The following is a 16293-nucleotide window of genomic DNA, read 5'->3' on the forward strand; positions in this document are numbered from 1 at the left end:
CCTCAGCCGCGTTCCCCCATTGCCTTGTAGGCCGCCAATGCCCGGTCGCGGGCGCGGGCATGGTCGACCATCGGTGCCGGGTAGGTCTCGCCCAGTCGCACGCCGGCGGCCGCCAGCAGGGCCGGCGGCGCCTCCCACGGCGCATGGATGAGGTCGTCCGGCAGGCCGGCCAGTTCTGGCACCCACTGGCGGACATAGGCGCCGGCGGGGTCGAACCGGCGCCCCTGCGACACCGGGTTGAAGATGCGGAAGTAGGGCGAGGCATCGGCGCCGGAGCCCGCCGTCCACTGCCAGCCGGCGGCGTTGTTGGCGAGGTCGGCGTCCACCAGCGTGTCCCAGAACCACGTCTCGCCCGCCCGCCAGTCGATCATCAGATCCTTGATCAGGAACGAGGCGGCGATCATGCGCACCCGGTTGTGCATCCAGCCGGTCCGCCACAGCTGGCGCAGGCCGGCGTCGACGATGGGGTAGCCGGTCTGGCCATGCTGCCAGCGGGTCAGCGCAGCGTCGTCGCGTACCCAGGGGAAGGCGTCGAAGGTCCGCCGCCAGTTGACGTCGGCAAGGTCCGGCGCGTTGAGCAGCAGGTTGAGCGAGAAGTCCCGCCAGCCCAGCTGGCGCAGCCAGGCCTGGCCGGCCGGTCCGGCGGCCTCGGCAATGGCGTGCCAGGCGGTCGCCGGGCTCAGCTCGCCGAAGTGCAGGTGGGCGGACAGGCGCGAGGTTGCCTCCTCGGCGCAGCGGTCACGGGCCTCGCCATAGCCGGCGGCCAGATCGGCGAAGTCGGCCAGACGCTGGCGGGCGCCGGCCTCGCCGGGCTGCCAGACGGGGGCAAAGCCGTGCGCCCAGTCGGGCGCGGTGGGGCACAGGCCCCAGTCGCCCAGCGTGTCGCCGGCGGGGGCGCCCTCGGCCAGGGGGATGCGGTCCGGCGCCGGGCGGGGCGGCAGCGGTGGCATCATCTGCTGCAGCGCCTGCCAGAATGGCGTGAACACCTTGAAGGCGCCGCCGGTCTTGGTGGTCATCCGCGCCGGTGGCGCCAGCGTCAGGCCGTGGTGCAGGGTCAGCGCCAGCCGCCGGGCCAACTCACTCTCCTGACGGCGCGCCCATGGTTCGTAATGATACATCGCATGAACCGATCTGGCGCTCGTGGCGGCGGCGAGGTCGGCGATCAGCGTCACCGCGTCGCCGCGCAGCAGGATCAGCCGACTGCCGCGGGCGCGCAGGTCGGCGTCCAGGCTCGCCAGACTGTGGTGCAGCCACCAGCGGCTGGCGCCGCCCATCGCCCAGCGGCCAGGCGCGGCATCGTCCAGCACGAACACCGGCAGCACCGGGCCGTCGTCCAGCGCGGCGGCCAGCGCCGGCTGATCGGCGAGGCGGAGATCCTGGCGGAACCAGACGATTGCAGGAGCGGGGGCCATGACTCAACTCCATGACTGGCGTTGACGCCGAGCGGCGACTGGGGAACAGATGGCGCATCCATGGCGGACAGGGAAGAGGGTGATGGCGCGTTGCGTTGATGTTTATGGCCAGTTCCAGCCGGGGCTGACCGCGCGGGTGTCGGTGGAGGACCGCGGCTTCCTGTTCGCCGATGGCGTCTATGAGGTATTCGCCATCTTCAACGGCCAGATTTTCGATCTCGCGCCCCATCTGCGGCGGCTTGATCGCAGCCTGGGCGCGCTGGGCATCGACCGGCCGATGAGCGAGGGCGCGCTGAAGGCGCGCCTTGCCGAGGTGGTGCGGCGTAACCGGGTGCGTGAGGGCACGCTGTATCTGCAGATCACCCGAGGGGTGGCGCCGCGCGACCATGCCTTCCCCGCCGCCGCGCGGCCCAGCGTCGTTGCCTGGGCCAAGCGGTTTGATTTCACCCAGCGGCTGGCGCAGGCGCGCACAGGTGTCACGGTGGTGAGCACGCCGGACCTGCGCTGGGGCCGGCCGGACATCAAGTCGGTGGCGCTGCTGCCCAACGTACTGGCCAAGCAGCAGGCGCGCGAGGCCGGTGCCTTCGAGGCCTGGCTGGTGCGCGCCGACGGCGTGGTGAGCGAGGGGTCGTCGACCAATGCCTGGATCGTCGACGCCGGCGGCGCCATCGTCACCCACCCGGAGGGGCGGGAGATTCTTTCGGGGGTCATGCGTGGCACGCTGCTGCGGCTGGCGCGCGCGCATCAGATGCGGGTGGAAGAGCGGCCGTTCACGCTGGCGGAGGCGCGGAGCGCACGCGAGGCGTTCACGACATCGACCACCGCACCCTGCATCCCGGTGGTGTCAATCGATGGCGCGCCGGTGGGGGACGGACGGCCTGGTCCGGTTACCGGCCAGCTGGTTGCTCTCCTGTGGGAGGAGATTGCCCGCCAGACCGGCTACCTGCCGGGTTGACGGGCGGCCGGCATATCACTCCGCATAGGGCGGCGGCGTCGGCATATCGCGGAACTCCTTGCGGACCATGCGCTTGCGCATGTCCGGCCGGATCTCCCGCAAGCCCTTGGCGAATATCTGTCGGTCCGCCGGGCTCAGCTTCTTGAAGGTGTCCAGCATGGCCTGCTGACGGCGGGTCTGCATGGCGGTGGACAGCTGGCGTTCGCGCATGAACGCGGCGTCGAGCGCCTTGGCGTCCAGCCTGGGTGCGCTGATGAGGTCGAGAATCTGCTCGCGCACCGTATCCAGCGCCCGGCGTTCCTTCTCGTCCGGCATGCCCTTGCGGAAGGAATCGGCGAGGATCTTGCGTCCCGCCGGGCTCAGCCGGCTGATGATCATCCGGTCCATCGCCGGGTCCGGCCCGCCAAGGCCACCCGGGCCGCCGGGTCCGCCCGGGCCGCGATCGCCCATCGGCGGCGGGCCATCCTGGGTTTCGGCCCCCGCCGGACCGGCGACCACCGAGGCCAGGGTGAGGGCCAGAACGCTCGTGCGAGCAAAGGTCTGCAGTAACGTCTTCACATCCATCCTTCCGACCATCCTTCGGACTGTTCGGTCGAGAACACCATCGACAGGGCCGCCTCATCGGTCAGCGTCACCGGCGTCGCCTGGCGCGGCGGCGCGATCAGCAGCACGGCGGCAATGCTGGCGGCCACGGCGAGCATGGCGCCGCCGGTCAGCCAGTAACGCTGGCGGAACGTCGTCGCCCACGAGGTCGACGAGGCTGCCGGGGCGTTGACGGGTACCGCCGGCAGCGCCTCGACCCGGGCCAGCAATGCCTCGATCCGGGTCGGGTCGGCCTTCATCACCGGCCAGTCGGACAGGGCGGCGTCCAGCCAGGCCTCGTCGGCGCGGCGGACCGCCAGGGCGGTATCGTCTCCCAGTGCGCGGGCCGCCGCGGCCTCCTCGGCGGGCCAACGGGTGAGGTCGGCGCCGAAGGTCGCCAGGCATTCGTCGATGCGTGTCCGATCCGTCATACTGACATCTCTCCCCGTAACGGCTCCAGTGCCTGCCGAAGGCCGGCCCGTCCGCGCGACAGCAGTGATTCTACCGCCTTCACATTCAATTCCAACATCTCCGCCACTTCCAGCATGCTGTGCCCTTCGCCGTAAAACAGCGCAAGCACGGCCCGCTGCCGCGGCGGCAACTGGTCCATGGCCGCCGCCACGGTGGCACCGCGACTGGCGGCCATGGCGGCATCCTCGGGGGTTGGGCCGTCGTCGGCCATTTCCCCCACCACGTCGAGCGCCTCCACCGGCTTCAGCGCCCGGCGCCGGTCCAGGCAGTGATTGACCACCACGCGCCCGATCCAGGCCTTGAAGGTGCCGCGACTGGCGTCGTAGCGGTCGGAGGCCCGCCACAGCTTGAGGAAGGTCTCCTGCACGGCGTCTTCCGCTTCCTCGCGCGTACCCAGCACGCGGCCGGCAATCCGCAGCGCCATGGGGTAATGGCGCTCGACCAGCAGCCGATAGGCCGCCTGATCGCCGGCCTTCACCTGCTCGACTAGCGTCGCGTCGCTCAACCAGCTCTCATCCATGCCCGGCATAGGCTCCTATCATGCCTTACGCGGCCGGGAACGCCAGTCCTTCGCCGGCCGACCACGGATGAGATGAACGCCCTGCCGATGTGACGCCGGTGACATGATCGAGAGCCGGCACAACGCAAGAGGGGAGAGGCGAGCGGCCTCTCCCCTCCGGGATGCGGGTGGTCGGAAGACCCGGTGCCTCAGGCGACCGTCCAGGTCTGGCCCTGGCGCAGCAGCGCGTCGAAGTCCGGCTTGGCCGGTTTCTTGGCCAGCACGGCGACGGTCTGGGCCTCCACCGCGTCGTCGTAGGTCGGCGCGGGGTCGCAGTAGATGACGCCCAGCGCCACCGGGAAGCCGGGGAAGGGCATTTCGATCAGCATGTAGGCGACCGACTTGTTGGTCTCGTCGTGGACCAGGATGTCGCCCTCGGTGATGCCGTTCTCGCCGATGGTCACCACCTCCAGCCGCTGGGTGTCGCGGTTGAGGATCAGGCCCTTGTTCTTCTCCTTGCCCCAGATCATCGGCTTGCCGTGTTCCAGCAGCAGCTGGGCATCCGCCGCGTTGGCCTTGGCGGTGAACGGCTCGTAGACGGCGTCGTTGTAGACGATGCAGTTCTGGTAGATTTCGACGAACGAGGCGCCCTTGTGCTCATAGGCGCGGCGGAACACCACCGGCATGTGCGCCTGCGCGGTGTCGATGGTGCGGGCCACGAACCGCCCGCCGGACCCCAGCGCGAACGAGCCCGGCTTCACCGGCCGGTCGACCGAGCCGAACGGCGTCGACGGCGACCGGGTGCCGACCCGGCTGGTGGGCGAGTACTGGCCCTTGGTGAGGCCGTAGATCTCGTTGTTGAACAGCAGGATGTTGAGATCCACGTTGCGACGGATGGCGTGCATGGTGTGGTTGCCGCCGATCGACAGCGCGTCGCCGTCGCCGGTGATCACCCACACGTCGAGCGCCGGATTGGCGAGCTTGAGGCCCGTGGCGAACGCTGGCGCGCGGCCGTGGATCGTGTGGAAGCCGTAGGTCGCCATATAGTAGGGGAAGCGGCTGGAGCAGCCGATGCCGGAGACGAACACGGTGTTGGCCGGGTCGGCGCCCAGCTCGGGCAGCGTGCGCTGCATGCACTTCAGGATCGCGTAGTCGCCGCAGCCCGGGCACCAGCGCACCTCCTGGTCGGAGGCGAAGTCGGCCGGGGTGAGCTTCTTCAGTTCAGTGACGTCGTTCATTGTCTCTCTCCCGCTCAGGCGTTCAGCAGGGCGTCGATCGCCGCTTCGATCTCGCTGATCTTGAACGGCTGGCCGGTGACCTTGTTGAGCGGCCGGGCGTCGACCAGATACTGATCGCGCAGCACGGTCTTGAGCTGGCCGGTGTTCATCTCCGGCACCAGGATTTTCTTGTAGCCCTTCAGCAGCTCGCCAAGGTTCTTCGGGAACGGCCAGATGTAGCGCAGGTGGATGTGGCTGACCTTGAGGCCGCGAGCGCGGGCGCGCCGCACGGCCTGGATGATCGGGCCATAGGTCGAGCCCCAGCCGACCACCGCCAGATCGCCGGTCTCCTCGCCCAGGGTGACATCCTGGTCGGGGATGTGGTTGGCGATCCCCAGTACCTTGTTGGCGCGGGTGTCGGTCATCTTCTGGTGGTTGGCGGACTCGTAGGAGATGTCGCCGGTATCATAGCCCTTCTCGATGCCGCCGATGCGGTGCATCAGCCCGGATGTGCCGGGTTTGATCCAGATGCGCTTGAGCGTCTCGGGGTCACGGGCGTAGGGATTGAGCTTCTCGCCTTCCGCCGGCGGGGTCTCGCGGAAGCTGACCGGGAACGGTGCGTAGTCCTTGATCGACGGTACCTTCCACGGCTCGGCGGCGTTGGCGATGTAGCCGTCGGTGAGCAGCATGACCGGTGTCATGAACTGCACAGCCAGCCGGCACGCTTCAATGGCGACCTCGAAGCAGTCGGACGCCGAACGGGAGGCGATAACCGGCATTGGCGCGTCGCCGTTACGGCCATAGACTGCCTGGTAGAGGTCGGATTGCTCCGTCTTCGTCGGCAGGCCAGTGGAGGGGCCACCGCGCTGCGAGTTGACGACGACAAGCGGCAGCTCGGTCATGATGGCCAGACCCAGCGCCTCGCCCTTGAGTGCGATGCCGGGGCCGGACGACGAGGTAACGCCCAGATGGCCGCCGTAGGAAGCGCCGATGGCCGAGCAGATGGCGGCGATTTCGTCTTCCGCCTGGAAGGTGGTGACGTTGAACTCGCGGTACTTGGCCAGCGAGTGCAGCAGCGGCGAGGCCGGCGTGATCGGGTAGGAGCCGAAGAACATCGGCAGGTTGGCCAGTTGCGCGCCGGCGACCAGGCCGAGCGCCAGCGACTCGGCGCCGGTGACGGTGCGGTAGAGGCCGGGTGCCGACTTCACCGGATCGACGTGGAACCTGTGCAGGCTGTGGCCGATTTCGGCGGTCTCGCCGAAGGCATGACCAGCATCGAGCGCCGCGATGTTGGCGTCCGCCAGCACCGGGTTCTTGGTGAACTTGGCCTTCAACCAGTCAACCAGCGGGGTGCGGTCGCGGTCGAACATCCACAGCGCCAGACCCAGCGTCCACATGTTCTTGCAGCGGATCGCCTCCTTGTTGCCAAGCCCGAACGGCTTGACCGCGTCGACGGTGAGCTGGGTGATGTTGAACGACAGCAGCTGGTAGCTCGCCAGGCTGCTGTCTTCCAGCGGGTTGGCAGCGTAGCCGGCCTTGGCGAGGTTGCGGGCGTTGAACTCGCCGCTGTCGGCGATGATCATGCCGCCCTTGCGCAGCGCGCCGAGGTTAACCTTGAGCGCCGCCGGGTTCATCGCCACCAGCACGTCGATCTCGTCGCCCGAGGTCTCGATGTCGCCCGAGCCGAAGTTGATCTGGAAGGACGACACACCGAACAGGGTGCCGGTGGGCGCCCGGATTTCGGCCGGGAAGTCCGGGAAGGTCGCGAGATCGTTGCCGGTCAGCGCGGTGGACAGGGTGAACTGCCCGCCGGTCAGCTGCATGCCGTCGCCGGAGTCGCCTGCGAAACGAACGACGATCGAGTCCGGGTGCTCAACCGTGTCGCGGTCGGTGATGTCTTTCAGTGCCGTTGCCATGCGCGCCTCTTCATACACCCTGTTCGGGTTTGTGCGTCATTTCGTACGATCTCTCCAGTACGCCTTCCCTATGGTCTGACGGGCCGTCCCGCAAACAAGAATTGCTGTGCCCCCCGACAAGGCCAAATTGTCGAAAGGGCCGGGGCGCCGCCGGCGTTACTCTCCTGCCTGCCGGGTTCGCCAGCAGTCCGCAATGGCTCTAATCGTCGCGGCATGGCGGGCCGCCACCGCGCCGACATCGTCGCTGTAGCCGCCGCCCATCACCGTACATAGCGGCACCTCTGCGGCCAGCACCGTCTCGGCCACCAGCCGGTCGCGCGCCGCGATGCCCGCATCGCTCAGGGCCAGCCGACCCAGGCGGTCCGCCGCGTGAACATCGACTCCGGCGTTGTAGAACACCAGATCCGGCCGATGACGTGACAGCAGCGTCGGAAGGGCCTCGGCAAGGCGATCGAGATAGGCCTGATCGCCGGTGCCGGGTGGCAGGCCGATGTCGAGGTCGCTGACCGCCTTGCGCACCGGGAAGTTGGCCTCGCAATGCATGGAGAAAGTGAAGACACGCGGCTCGGCGGCAAACATTGCGGCGGTGCCGTCGCCCTGGTGGACGTCGAGGTCCACCACCAGCACGCGGGCGACCGCGCCGTCGTCCAGCAGTGTTCGGGCGGCGATGCCGACATCGTTGAACACGCAGAAGCCGGCGCCGAAACCGGGGTGGGCGTGGTGGCTGCCGCCGGCGGTGTTGGAGGCCACACCCAGGGCGAGTGCCAGCCGCGCGGCCGCCAGCGTGCCGCCCGAGGCATGGCGGGCACGGGTCAGCACCCGCTGGGTGACGGGAAAGCCGATGCGCCGCTCCATGTCAGCGGGCACGGCGAGCCTGAACACCTGATCGACATAGGCGGCTTCGTGGGCGCGCGCCACCGTGTCGCGGTCCAGCGCGGGAGCGTCGTGCCAGACGAACAGGCCAGCAGTGTCGTCGGCGCTCAACGCCGCCACCACCGCCTCGTATTTCGACATCGGGAAGCGATGGCCGGCGGGCAGCGGCGCCACATAGTCGGGATGATGGACGACGGGGTAGGCGGTCATGCCTACCATATCGGGCGCGACCAGGCCTGCGTCCAGTGGCCGGTTCGGGTGATGTGACAGTGGCGATCGGGACTTCCTCGAAATCACCGCTTGCCGCCCTTGTCGTGGCTCCGCATGATGCCTGGAACAGGCCAGGGTGCCTGGCATGACGGGGGAGGACAGAATGATCGTTTTGCCGGATACGCGCATGCTGCTCGATCAGCTCAAGGCGATGGCGGGGCCGAAGATCCGCGACCTGCCGGCTGATATGGCGCGCCAGATGTACCGCGCCATGGGCCAGCTCACCGAGCGGCCGGCGCCGACGCTGGCGTCGATCAGCGATGTCAAGGTGCCCACCGAGGCCGGCCCGGTGCCGGCCCGTCTCTACGTGCCGCTGGGTGCCGACAGGCCATCGCCGCTGCTGATCTTTTTCCATGGCGGCGGCTGGGTGATCGGTGACCTGGAGAGCCACCACAGCCTGTGCGCCGAGATCGCCCAGCAGATGGGGTTGCGGCTGCTGTCGGTCGACTATCGCCTGGCGCCGGAGCACAGCTTTCCGGCCGCCCACGACGACTGCCTGGCGGTGGCCCGCTGGGTCGCCACCAGCCCCAAGGTGCTGGGGGCGGCCGTCGAGGGCCTGGTGCTGGCCGGTGACAGCGCCGGCGGCAACCTGGCCGCGGCGGTCTCGCTGCTGTTGCGTGGCGACGCCAGCGCGCGGGTACGGGCCCAGTTCCTGATCTACCCGGCGGTGGACATGGTGGAGGAGTGGGGCTCGATGGCCGCCTTCGCCGAGGGCTTCCTGCTGGAGAAGGGCGACATGGACTATTTCGCCGCCTCCTACCTGCCCAAGGGCGAGGCGCGCGCCGATGTGCGGGTGTCGCCGCTGCGGGCGGACGATTTCGCCGGTCTGCCGCCCACCGTGCTGTTCGTCGCCGGGCTCGATCCGCTGCGCGACCAGGGCCGGGCCTATGGCGAGAAGCTCAAGGCCGCCGGCGTGCCGCTGCGCTACCACGAGGCGGACGGGCAGATTCACGGCTGCTTCAACATGCGCCTGGCCATTGCCTCGGCACAGACCCAGTTGACAGCCTGCCTGGGGGACCTCAAAGCCCTGCTGCATGGCTGATTTCGCGCATCTTCCCTACCGGCCCTGCGTCGGCGTCATGTTGCTGGACGCCGACGACCGGGTGTTCGTCGCCCAGCGGATCGATACCCAGGTCGAGGCCTGGCAGATGCCCCAGGGCGGCATCGACGACGGCGAGGACCCGCTGGCGACGGCGTTTCGCGAGCTGGAGGAGGAGATCGGCACCGCCCACGCCGAACTGATCGCCGAGTCGCGCGACTGGCTGACCTACGACTTGCCGCCCGAGCTGGTGGGCAAGGTGTGGAAGGGCCGGTATCGCGGCCAGAAGCAGAAGTGGTTCGCCATGCGCTTCCTCGGCACGGACGCCGACATCAACCTCGACACCGCCCATCCCGAGTTCAACGCCTGGCGGTGGGAACGGCTGGAGCGGCTGCCGGAGATCATCGTGCCGTTCAAGCGCCGGCTCTATGAAGAGATCGTCGCCGAGTTCGCGCCGGTGCTGGCGGCGCGGGGCTGACGGACGCGCCGGTTTAGAGCGGCCGGATGTCGCTGTCGGCGTTGATCTCGATGAGCTCGAACACGTTGCCGAAGAAATCCCGCCCGTAGGTCGCGATGAAGCCGGTCTTGCGGCCCTCGGCGTCGACGTCGCCGCCCTGGGGCGGGGTGTGGAAGCGGATGCCGGCCTCGACCAGCCGGGCGTATACCGCCTGGATGTCGGCGACCTGCAGGCAGATGTGGGTATAGCCGTAGAGGTTGACCGGCCGGTCCGGCGCCTGGGCCGGCGAGCGCGGCGTGAGATACTCGAACACCTCGATGTAGGTATTGCCCAGCCGGGCGAGGAACACCCGTGCCGCGCTGTCCGGCAGGCCGACGATGGCGTTGATCATCGCGTTGCCTTCGCCCCAGTCCAGCGTCGACACCTCGGTGGCTCCCAGCAGGTCGATGTAGAAGCGGCGGGCGATGGCGAGATCGGGCACCGACACCGCGACGTGATGCATCCCCTGAAACAGTGCCGCCGATTGCGCCATGGCCGTGCTCTCCCCCCCTCATGATGCGGCCTTGAGGCCGACTGCTTGACGGCCACTCTAGGTCGTGGGGGCAGGGGTGGCAGCCTCAAAAGTGACAGGCTGCGGCACGCACGGTGGCGGCGACGATTCGGCTGGGTGAGGGATGAGTGGGGGATGGTGCTGCTGAGTGGGATTGAACCACCGACCTCTCCCTTACCAAGGGAGTGCTCTACCACTGAGCTACAGCAGCCCGCATCGGGGCGCGGCGTCTGAACGCCGCGAGGTGCGCGGTCTATTGCCGGGCGCGCCGTCTCTTGTCAAGAAAGGCCGTCAGGAAAACGGACACGATCAGCATGAACAAGCCCCAGACCCCCGACGATCCGCGCCGCAGCCGGTTGGCCGAGGCCCTGCGCGCCAACCTGCGCCGCCGCAAGGAGCAGGGGCGTGGCCGAGATGCCGGCGCCCCTGCTGATGAGGCGGGCGATCAGGACGCCGGCGCCGCCAGTGCCCGCTCGATCGCCGAGGTGACCTCCGGCGATTCGGGGGTCACCCGCGAGTTGAAGTAGCCGAGCAGCCGGCCGTCGCGGCCGATCAGATATTTGTGGAAGTTCCAGCCCGGCTCCGAGCCCTTGCCGAGCGTGGTGAAGGCCCATTTGAACAGCGGGGTGGCGTTCTTGCCCTTCACATGGGCTTTCTCGGCCAGCGGGAAGCTGATGCCGAAGCGGGTTTCGCAGAACTCCGCCACTTCCTTGTTGGAGCCGAACTCCTGGCCCATGAAGTCGCCCGAAGGCACGCCGAGCACGGTAAAGCCTTTCGCCGCATAGGTGTCCTGCAGCTTTTCCAGCCCTTCATACTGCGGCGTCAGCCCGCACTTGGAGGCGGTGTTGACCAGCAGGATCACCTTGCCCTTGAACTGCGACAGCGGCATTGGCGCGCCGTCGATGGCGGTCAGGGTGAAGTCGTAGGCGGTCTTGCCGTCGGCGGCGTCGATCGGCGCTGCATGGACCTGATGGTTGAGGGCGAAGCCGCCGGTCAGGGCGGCGGTCGCCAGGGTCGCGATCTTCTTCAGCATGTGGTTCCCTTCCCCTTGTGATCGTCAGTGCGCACTGTCAAATGGCCAGGTCGTCAAATAGAACGGGTCGCCTCGGCCAGCCAGGCTCGGGTGTCCTCGGGTACCAGTGGCGCCAGGGCCTCGGCGACCCGGGCATGGTAGGCGTTGAGCCAGGCGCGCTCGCCCGTATCCAGCAAGGTGGGCTCGACCAGGTCCAAGTCAATGGGCGCCAGTGTCAGGGTCTCGAAGCCCAGCATGTCGCGCTCGTCGCCGTCCTGCCGGTCCTCGCGCACCAGCACCAGGTTCTCGATGCGGATGCCGTAGGCGCCGGTCTTGTAGTAGCCGGGCTCGTTGGAGCAGATCATCCCGGGCTCCAGCGCCACGTCGCTGCTGGCCTTGGCGATGCGCTGCGGCCCTTCATGCACCGACAGGTAGCTGCCGACGCCGTGGCCGGTGCCATGGTCGTAGTCCAGCCCGGCCGACCACAGCGGCAGGCGGGCCAGCGCGTCGAGCTGGTGACCGCTGGTGCCGCGCGGGAAGCGGGCCCGCGCCAGCGCGATGTGGCCCTTGAGCACGCGGGTGAAACGGTCGCGTTCCTCCGGCCCCGCCGCGCCGACGGCGACGGTGCGGGTGACGTCGGTGGTGCCGTCGACATACTGGCCGCCGGAGTCGATCAGGAACAGCTCGCCGGTCTTGAGCGGCCGGTTGGTCGCCGGCGTCGAGCGGTAGTGGACGATGGCGCCATTGGCCCCGGCGCCGGTGATTGCCGGAAAGCTGACGTCGCGGAACAGATTGGCCTGGCGGCGCAGGTCGAGCAGGCGGGCATCGGCGCCCAGCTCGTCGATGCCGCCCTTGGGCGCCTCGACGTCGATCCAGTGCAGGAAGCGGGTCAGCGCGGCGCCGTCGCGCAGATGCGCCGCCCGCGTGCCGGCGACCTCCGCCGGGTTCTTGCGCGCCTTGGGCAGCACGCAGGGGTCGCGCCCGGCGACCACGGTGGCGCCGGCCTTCTCCAGCGTCTCGCTGACGGCGAACACCGTCGAGTCGGCATCCACCAGCACCCGGCGACCCTCGGCGCCCAGGGCCGCCAGCCGGTCGGCGAAGGCGCTGCGCGGGGCGATGGTGACGTCGGGGCCAAGCAGGGCGGCCAGCGCGGGCGTCACTTTCTCGGGTTCGGTGAACAGTTCCGCCTGACCGTTGGCATGCAGCAGCGCGAAGGCGCGCGCGACCGGCGTGCAGTCGACGTCGCTGCCACGGATGTTGAGCAGCCAGGCCACCGAGTCGAGGGCGGCGATCACCGCCACGTCGGCGCCGGCAGCCTTCAGGGCGGCGCCGGCTTCCGCCCGCTTGTCGGCCGACGGCTTGCCGGCATAGTCGGCGTCATGGGCGATGATCGGCGCCAGCGGCGGCGCCGGCTGGTCGGCCCAGATGGCGTCCACCGGGTTGGCGGTCACCGCCACCAGTTCGGCGCCGACGCCGGCCAGCGCCTTGCGCGCGGCCTCCACCCAGGCGCGGGTGTGCAGCCAGGGATCGAAGCCGATCCGGCCGCCGGCCGCCGCGTTCTCGCCCAGCCACCGGGCGGTGGAGGTGTCGGGGATGCTCTCGTAGGCGTAGAGGCTGGCCTCCACCTGGTCGCGTACCTGCAGGGTGTAGCGGCCGTCGGTGAAGATGGCGGCCTTGTCCGCCAGCACGACGGCGGCGCCGGCCGAGCCGGTGAAGCCGGTCAGCCAGGCCAGGCGCTTGGCATAGTCGCCGACATATTCGCTCATATGCTCGTCGGTCAGTGGAATGACAAAGCCGGTCAGGTTCCGCGCGGCAATCTCGCGGCGCAGCCTGGACAGGCGTTCAGCGGCAGTGGACATCGATGTCGTTCCTCGGAATGCTGTGGTGAGCGGTTGCTCATGGTCAGATGACCCATGGCGCATAGGTAGACCCGAAGCGGACGCGCGCCAAGCGGGGCGCGCCCGGGCGGGACAGGGCCGGGATGACCGGCTAAGAAGAGAGGCGGGACAGGATGAGGATGGTCAGGTTGGCGTTGGTGGTTGCGTTCCTGGGCGGATGCACCCAGATGGAGGCAACCTCGTCCCGTTCGATGGAAAGCCCGACCATGGCCAACGTTACCTCGACCCTGCCGTCCCCGCCGGTCGCCGCGCGCCGGCCGCACAGCACCACCCGCCATGGCATCACCATCGAGGATCCTTATTTCTGGCTGAAGGACCAGGGTTATCCCAAGGTCGAGGACGCCGACGTGCTCGACTATCTGAAGGCCGAGAACGCCTATTTCGAGGCGGCGATGGCGCCGCACCAGCCGTTGATCGAGACGATCTTCCAGGAGCTGAAGGGGCGCATCAAGGAAGACGATGAGAGCGTGCCGGCCAAGGACGGCGACTGGCTCTACTGGTGGAAATTCGCCCCCGGCGCCCAGTATCGTGCCTGGTATCGCAAGCCGGTGGCCGGCGGGCCGGACCAGCTGATGCTTGACGAGCCGGCGCTGGCGGCGGGGCTGGAGTATTTCAAGCTCGGCGCTATCGAGGTGAGCCCGGACGGCGGGCTGCTGGCCTACGCCGCCGACACCAACGGGTCGGAGCGCTTCACCATCCGCGTGCGCGATCTCGCCAGTGGCGCCGAGCGGCCGGACGTCATTCCCGAGGCGTCGCCGGCGGTGGTGTGGAGCGCTGACGGTCAGGGCTTCTTCTACACGCTGGTGAACGAGAACTGGCGGCCCTACGTGGTGAAATATCACCGGCTGGGGGCCGACCCGGCGACCGACGCGGTAATCTACGAGGAGCCCGACAGCGGCTTCTTCGTCGGCGTCGGCATGACCCAGAGCGAGCGCTTCGTCGTCATCTCGTCGGCCGACCACGTGACCTCGGAGGTTCGCCTCATCCCCGCCGACCAGCCGCTCAGCCCGCCGCTGCTGGTGTCGCCGCGCCAGACCGGGCGGGAATACGCCGTCGAGGAGCGCGACGGCACGCTGTTCATTCGCGCCAACGACACCCACAAGAACTTCCGGGTGGCGACCGCCGCGCTGGCGGCGCCGGGGGTGTGGAGCGACCTCATCGCCGGCTCGGACCACCATTACATCACCGATATCACCGCCTTCCGCGACGTGCTGGTGGTGTCGGAGCGCATCGACGGGCTGGAGCAGATCCGCCTGCGCCGCTATGACGGCGCCGAGCACTACATCGCCTTCCCCGAGGCCAGCTACACCGCCGCGCTGGGCGACAATCGCGAGTTCGACGTCGCGACCCTGCGGCTGTCCTACCAGTCGATGGTGACGCCGGGCACGGTCTATGACTACGACATCGCCGGCCGCCAGCTGGTGGTGCGCAAGGTGCAGCAGATCCCCAGCGGCTACGACGCCAGCCAGTACGAGACGGTGCGGCTGATGGCGCCGGCGCGCGATGGCGTGCAGGTGCCGGTGTCGGTGGTCTACAAGAAAGGCTTCCGCAGGGACGGCAGTCAGCCGCTGCACCTCTACGGTTATGGCGCTTATGGGTTGGCGATCCCGCCTGGTTTCTCGACCGCGCGGCTGTCGCTGCTGGATCGCGGCTTCGCCTTCGCCATCGCCCACATCCGCGGCGGCGACGATCTTGGCTACCAGTGGTATCTCGACGGCAAGCTGGACAAGCGCTGGAATACCTTCAACGATTTCGTCGATGTGGCCCGCCATCTGGTGGCGGAGCGCTACGCCGCGCCGGGCGGCATCTCCATCTCCGGCGGCTCGGCCGGCGGCGAGCTGATGGGCGTGGTCGCCAACACCAACCCTGAACTGTGGCGGGCCGTCGTCGGCCATGTGCCGTTCGTCGACGTGCTCAACACCATGCAGGACGAGAGCCTGCCGCTCACGCCGATGGAGTGGCCGGAGTGGGGCAACCCGATCACCGACCCGGCGGCCTTCACCCTGATTCGCAGCTACTCGCCCTACGACAATGTGGCGGCCAGGGCCTATCCGCCGATGCTGATCACCGGCGGTCTCAACGATCCGCGCGTCACCTACTGGGAGCCGGCCAAATGGGCGGCGAAGCTGCGCGCCACCAAGACCGACGACAACCTGCTGCTGCTGAAAACCAACATGGGCGCCGGTCACGGCGGCAAGTCGGGCCGCTACGAGAGCCTGCGCGAGGTGGCGGAGGAATATGTCTTCGTACTCAAGGCGTTCGGCCTCGCGGACTGAGTCCGCAACTTGCGGATTCGCGGACTGAGTCCGCGGGTCAGGTGTCCGCCAGGGCGTCGATGGCGTGCGCCAGGTCGATGTCGCGCAAGGTCAGGCCGCCCGCCTCGTGGGTGGTGAGCAGGATGTCGACCCGGTTGTAGACGTTGGTCCATTCCGGGTGATGGTCACGCCGTTCGGCGGCCAGCGCGACGCGGGTCATGAAGCCGAACGCGGCCGTGAAGTCGGCGAAGCGGAAGCTGCGGATGAGCGCGTCGCGCGCCGGTTCGTGGCGCCAGCCCGGCAGGCTCGCCAGCAGCGCGGCGCGTTCCTCCGGCGTCAGCGGGGTGATGGTCGGGCGGACGCCCATCGGGTTTTCTCCCTCGGTTCGTGGTCGGGCGGTGCTTGAGTGACGTGCCACCCATGCCTATCTCCATTATCCATGACCGACGCACCGATGACAGCCCCCACCTTGCCGCCCGGCCTGCTCGATATCGAACGGCTGGCCCAGGCCGCCGTCGAGCGGCTGCCCGACCAGTTCCGCGTCTGGCTCGCCGACGTGCTGCTGCGGGTCGAGGACTTTCCCGACGAGGAGGTCATGGCGGACATGGCGCTGGAAACGCCGTTCGATATCCTCGGCCTCTATCAGGGGCGGGCGATCGACGGTCACGCACTGGCGCCCAGCGGTGCGCTGCCCGACATCATCTTCCTCTATCGCCGGCCGATGCTCGACTATTGGGCGGAAACAGGCGAGGCGCTGGAAGATATCGTCATTCATGTGCTGATTCATGAGGTTGGCCACCATTTCGGGCTCTCCGACGCCGACATGGAGCGCATCGAGGCCAGCGTGCTTGATGAGCCCGGCAACGGCTGAGCGCAGCCTGTCTGTT

The 16293-nt window shown here is 68.7% G+C and carries 16 protein-coding genes and 1 tRNA gene; 5 read left to right on the forward strand and 12 right to left on the reverse strand.

Going from position 1 to position 16293, the window contains the following annotated elements; genetic code table 11:
• Window positions 1–2: 2 nt before the first annotated feature.
• On the reverse strand, window positions 3–1412 hold the full coding sequence (locus ABU113_RS02210) for a cryptochrome/photolyase family protein (RefSeq protein WP_454557841.1): 1410 nt from the start codon (window positions 1410–1412) through the stop codon (window positions 3–5).
• 82 nt (window positions 1413–1494) lie between these two features.
• Here ABU113_RS02210 and ABU113_RS02215 point away from each other — a divergent pair, with 82 nt between their 5' ends.
• A complete protein-coding gene (locus ABU113_RS02215; RefSeq protein ID WP_454557842.1) occupies window positions 1495–2367 on the forward strand; it encodes a D-amino-acid transaminase in 873 nt (290 codons plus the stop codon).
• Between the two features lie 15 nt (window positions 2368–2382).
• Here the strand turns inward: ABU113_RS02215 and ABU113_RS02220 are convergent, their stop codons facing one another.
• The 6 genes from ABU113_RS02220 to ABU113_RS02245 all read right to left on the reverse strand — a co-directional run bounded on the left by ABU113_RS02220 (window position 2383) and on the right by ABU113_RS02245 (window position 8135).
• Entirely contained in the window at window positions 2383–2925 is a 543-nt protein-coding gene (locus ABU113_RS02220; protein ID WP_454557843.1) for a periplasmic heavy metal sensor, read from the reverse strand.
• Complete coding sequence (locus ABU113_RS02225) at window positions 2922–3380, reverse strand: hypothetical protein (protein WP_454557844.1); 459 nt, start codon at window positions 3378–3380, stop codon at window positions 2922–2924. Before ABU113_RS02225 ends, ABU113_RS02220 begins: the two co-directional genes overlap by 4 nt.
• Window positions 3377–3940 (reverse strand): RNA polymerase sigma factor, encoded by a 564-nt coding sequence (locus tag ABU113_RS02230; RefSeq protein WP_454557845.1) that lies wholly within the window; start codon window positions 3938–3940, stop codon window positions 3377–3379. Before ABU113_RS02230 ends, ABU113_RS02225 begins: the two co-directional genes overlap by 4 nt.
• Before the next feature lie 188 nt (window positions 3941–4128).
• A complete protein-coding gene (locus ABU113_RS02235; protein ID WP_454557846.1) occupies window positions 4129–5157 on the reverse strand; it encodes a 2-oxoacid:ferredoxin oxidoreductase subunit beta in 1029 nt (342 codons plus the stop codon).
• A 14-nt stretch (window positions 5158–5171) separates the two neighbouring features.
• A complete protein-coding gene (locus ABU113_RS02240; protein ID WP_454557847.1) occupies window positions 5172–7052 on the reverse strand; it encodes a 2-oxoacid:acceptor oxidoreductase subunit alpha in 1881 nt (626 codons plus the stop codon).
• Window positions 7053–7208: 156 nt separating this feature from the next.
• On the reverse strand, window positions 7209–8135 hold the full coding sequence (locus ABU113_RS02245; protein WP_454557848.1) for a histone deacetylase family protein: 927 nt from the start codon (window positions 8133–8135) through the stop codon (window positions 7209–7211).
• Window positions 8136–8298: 163 nt separating this feature from the next.
• Here ABU113_RS02245 and ABU113_RS02250 point away from each other — a divergent pair, with 163 nt between their 5' ends.
• Both ABU113_RS02250 and ABU113_RS02255 read left to right on the forward strand, forming a co-directional pair.
• Window positions 8299–9237: an alpha/beta hydrolase gene (locus ABU113_RS02250; RefSeq protein WP_454557849.1), complete on the forward strand. Its 939-nt coding sequence runs from the start codon at window positions 8299–8301 to the stop codon at window positions 9235–9237.
• Window positions 9230–9712, forward strand: a complete 483-nt coding sequence (locus ABU113_RS02255) for an RNA pyrophosphohydrolase (protein ID WP_454557850.1) — start codon at window positions 9230–9232, stop codon at window positions 9710–9712. The genes ABU113_RS02250 and ABU113_RS02255 overlap by 8 nt, the downstream gene beginning before the upstream one ends.
• A 13-nt stretch (window positions 9713–9725) precedes the next feature.
• Here the strand turns inward: ABU113_RS02255 and ABU113_RS02260 are convergent, their stop codons facing one another.
• The 4 genes from ABU113_RS02260 to ABU113_RS02275 all read right to left on the reverse strand — a co-directional run bounded on the left by ABU113_RS02260 (window position 9726) and on the right by ABU113_RS02275 (window position 13112).
• Complete coding sequence (locus ABU113_RS02260; RefSeq protein WP_454557851.1) at window positions 9726–10223, reverse strand: VOC family protein; 498 nt, start codon at window positions 10221–10223, stop codon at window positions 9726–9728.
• A gap of 154 nt (window positions 10224–10377) precedes the next feature.
• A tRNA-Thr gene (locus tag ABU113_RS02265) sits at window positions 10378–10452 on the reverse strand.
• 234 nt (window positions 10453–10686) lie between these two features.
• Complete coding sequence (locus ABU113_RS02270; RefSeq protein WP_454557852.1) at window positions 10687–11274, reverse strand: glutathione peroxidase; 588 nt, start codon at window positions 11272–11274, stop codon at window positions 10687–10689.
• Between the two features lie 53 nt (window positions 11275–11327).
• Entirely contained in the window at window positions 11328–13112 is a 1785-nt protein-coding gene (locus ABU113_RS02275; RefSeq protein WP_454557853.1) for an aminopeptidase P family protein, read from the reverse strand.
• A 245-nt stretch (window positions 13113–13357) separates the two neighbouring features.
• On the opposite strand from ABU113_RS02275, the gene ABU113_RS02280 reads away from it, so the two are divergent.
• Entirely contained in the window at window positions 13358–15427 is a 2070-nt protein-coding gene (locus ABU113_RS02280) for a S9 family peptidase (protein WP_454558019.1), read from the forward strand.
• A gap of 37 nt (window positions 15428–15464) precedes the next feature.
• Here ABU113_RS02280 and ABU113_RS02285 read toward each other — a convergent pair whose 3' ends face one another.
• Window positions 15465–15773, reverse strand: a complete 309-nt coding sequence (locus tag ABU113_RS02285) for a 4a-hydroxytetrahydrobiopterin dehydratase (protein WP_454557854.1) — start codon at window positions 15771–15773, stop codon at window positions 15465–15467.
• Between the two features lie 72 nt (window positions 15774–15845).
• Between ABU113_RS02285 and ABU113_RS02290 the strand changes: the two genes are divergently transcribed.
• Complete coding sequence (locus tag ABU113_RS02290) at window positions 15846–16277, forward strand: metallopeptidase family protein (protein WP_454557855.1); 432 nt, start codon at window positions 15846–15848, stop codon at window positions 16275–16277.
• Window positions 16278–16293 lie beyond the last annotated feature (16 nt).

The sequence above is a fragment of the Parapedomonas caeni genome (genome assembly GCF_041060555.1).
Taxonomy (GTDB): Bacteria; Pseudomonadota; Alphaproteobacteria; order Sphingomonadales; family Sphingomonadaceae; genus CAUJIW01.

Excerpts from the sequence above, each read along its gene's own strand:
- ABU113_RS02275 (WP_454557853.1), bottom strand. The coding sequence starts at position 13,112 with ATGTCCACTGCCGCTGAACGCCTGTCCAGGCTGCGCCGCGAGATTGCC.
- ABU113_RS02215 (WP_454557842.1), top strand. The coding sequence starts at position 1,495 with ATGGCGCGTTGCGTTGATGTTTATGGCCAGTTCCAGCCGGGGCTGACC.
- ABU113_RS02285 (WP_454557854.1), bottom strand. The coding sequence starts at position 15,773 with ATGGGCGTCCGCCCGACCATCACCCCGCTGACGCCGGAGGAACGCGCC.
- ABU113_RS02255 (WP_454557850.1), top strand. The coding sequence starts at position 9,230 with ATGGCTGATTTCGCGCATCTTCCCTACCGGCCCTGCGTCGGCGTCATG.
- ABU113_RS02250 (WP_454557849.1), top strand. The coding sequence starts at position 8,299 with ATGATCGTTTTGCCGGATACGCGCATGCTGCTCGATCAGCTCAAGGCG.
- ABU113_RS02230 (WP_454557845.1), bottom strand. The coding sequence starts at position 3,940 with ATGGATGAGAGCTGGTTGAGCGACGCGACGCTAGTCGAGCAGGTGAAG.
- ABU113_RS02270 (WP_454557852.1), bottom strand. The coding sequence starts at position 11,274 with ATGCTGAAGAAGATCGCGACCCTGGCGACCGCCGCCCTGACCGGCGGC.
- ABU113_RS02240 (WP_454557847.1), bottom strand. The coding sequence starts at position 7,052 with ATGGCAACGGCACTGAAAGACATCACCGACCGCGACACGGTTGAGCAC.
- ABU113_RS02245 (WP_454557848.1), bottom strand. The coding sequence starts at position 8,135 with ATGACCGCCTACCCCGTCGTCCATCATCCCGACTATGTGGCGCCGCTG.
- ABU113_RS02290 (WP_454557855.1), top strand. The coding sequence starts at position 15,846 with ATGACCGACGCACCGATGACAGCCCCCACCTTGCCGCCCGGCCTGCTC.
- ABU113_RS02235 (WP_454557846.1), bottom strand. The coding sequence starts at position 5,157 with ATGAACGACGTCACTGAACTGAAGAAGCTCACCCCGGCCGACTTCGCC.
- ABU113_RS02280 (WP_454558019.1), top strand. The coding sequence starts at position 13,358 with ATGGCCAACGTTACCTCGACCCTGCCGTCCCCGCCGGTCGCCGCGCGC.
- ABU113_RS02225 (WP_454557844.1), bottom strand. The coding sequence starts at position 3,380 with ATGACGGATCGGACACGCATCGACGAATGCCTGGCGACCTTCGGCGCC.
- ABU113_RS02260 (WP_454557851.1), bottom strand. The coding sequence starts at position 10,223 with ATGGCGCAATCGGCGGCACTGTTTCAGGGGATGCATCACGTCGCGGTG.
- ABU113_RS02210 (WP_454557841.1), bottom strand. The coding sequence starts at position 1,412 with ATGGCCCCCGCTCCTGCAATCGTCTGGTTCCGCCAGGATCTCCGCCTC.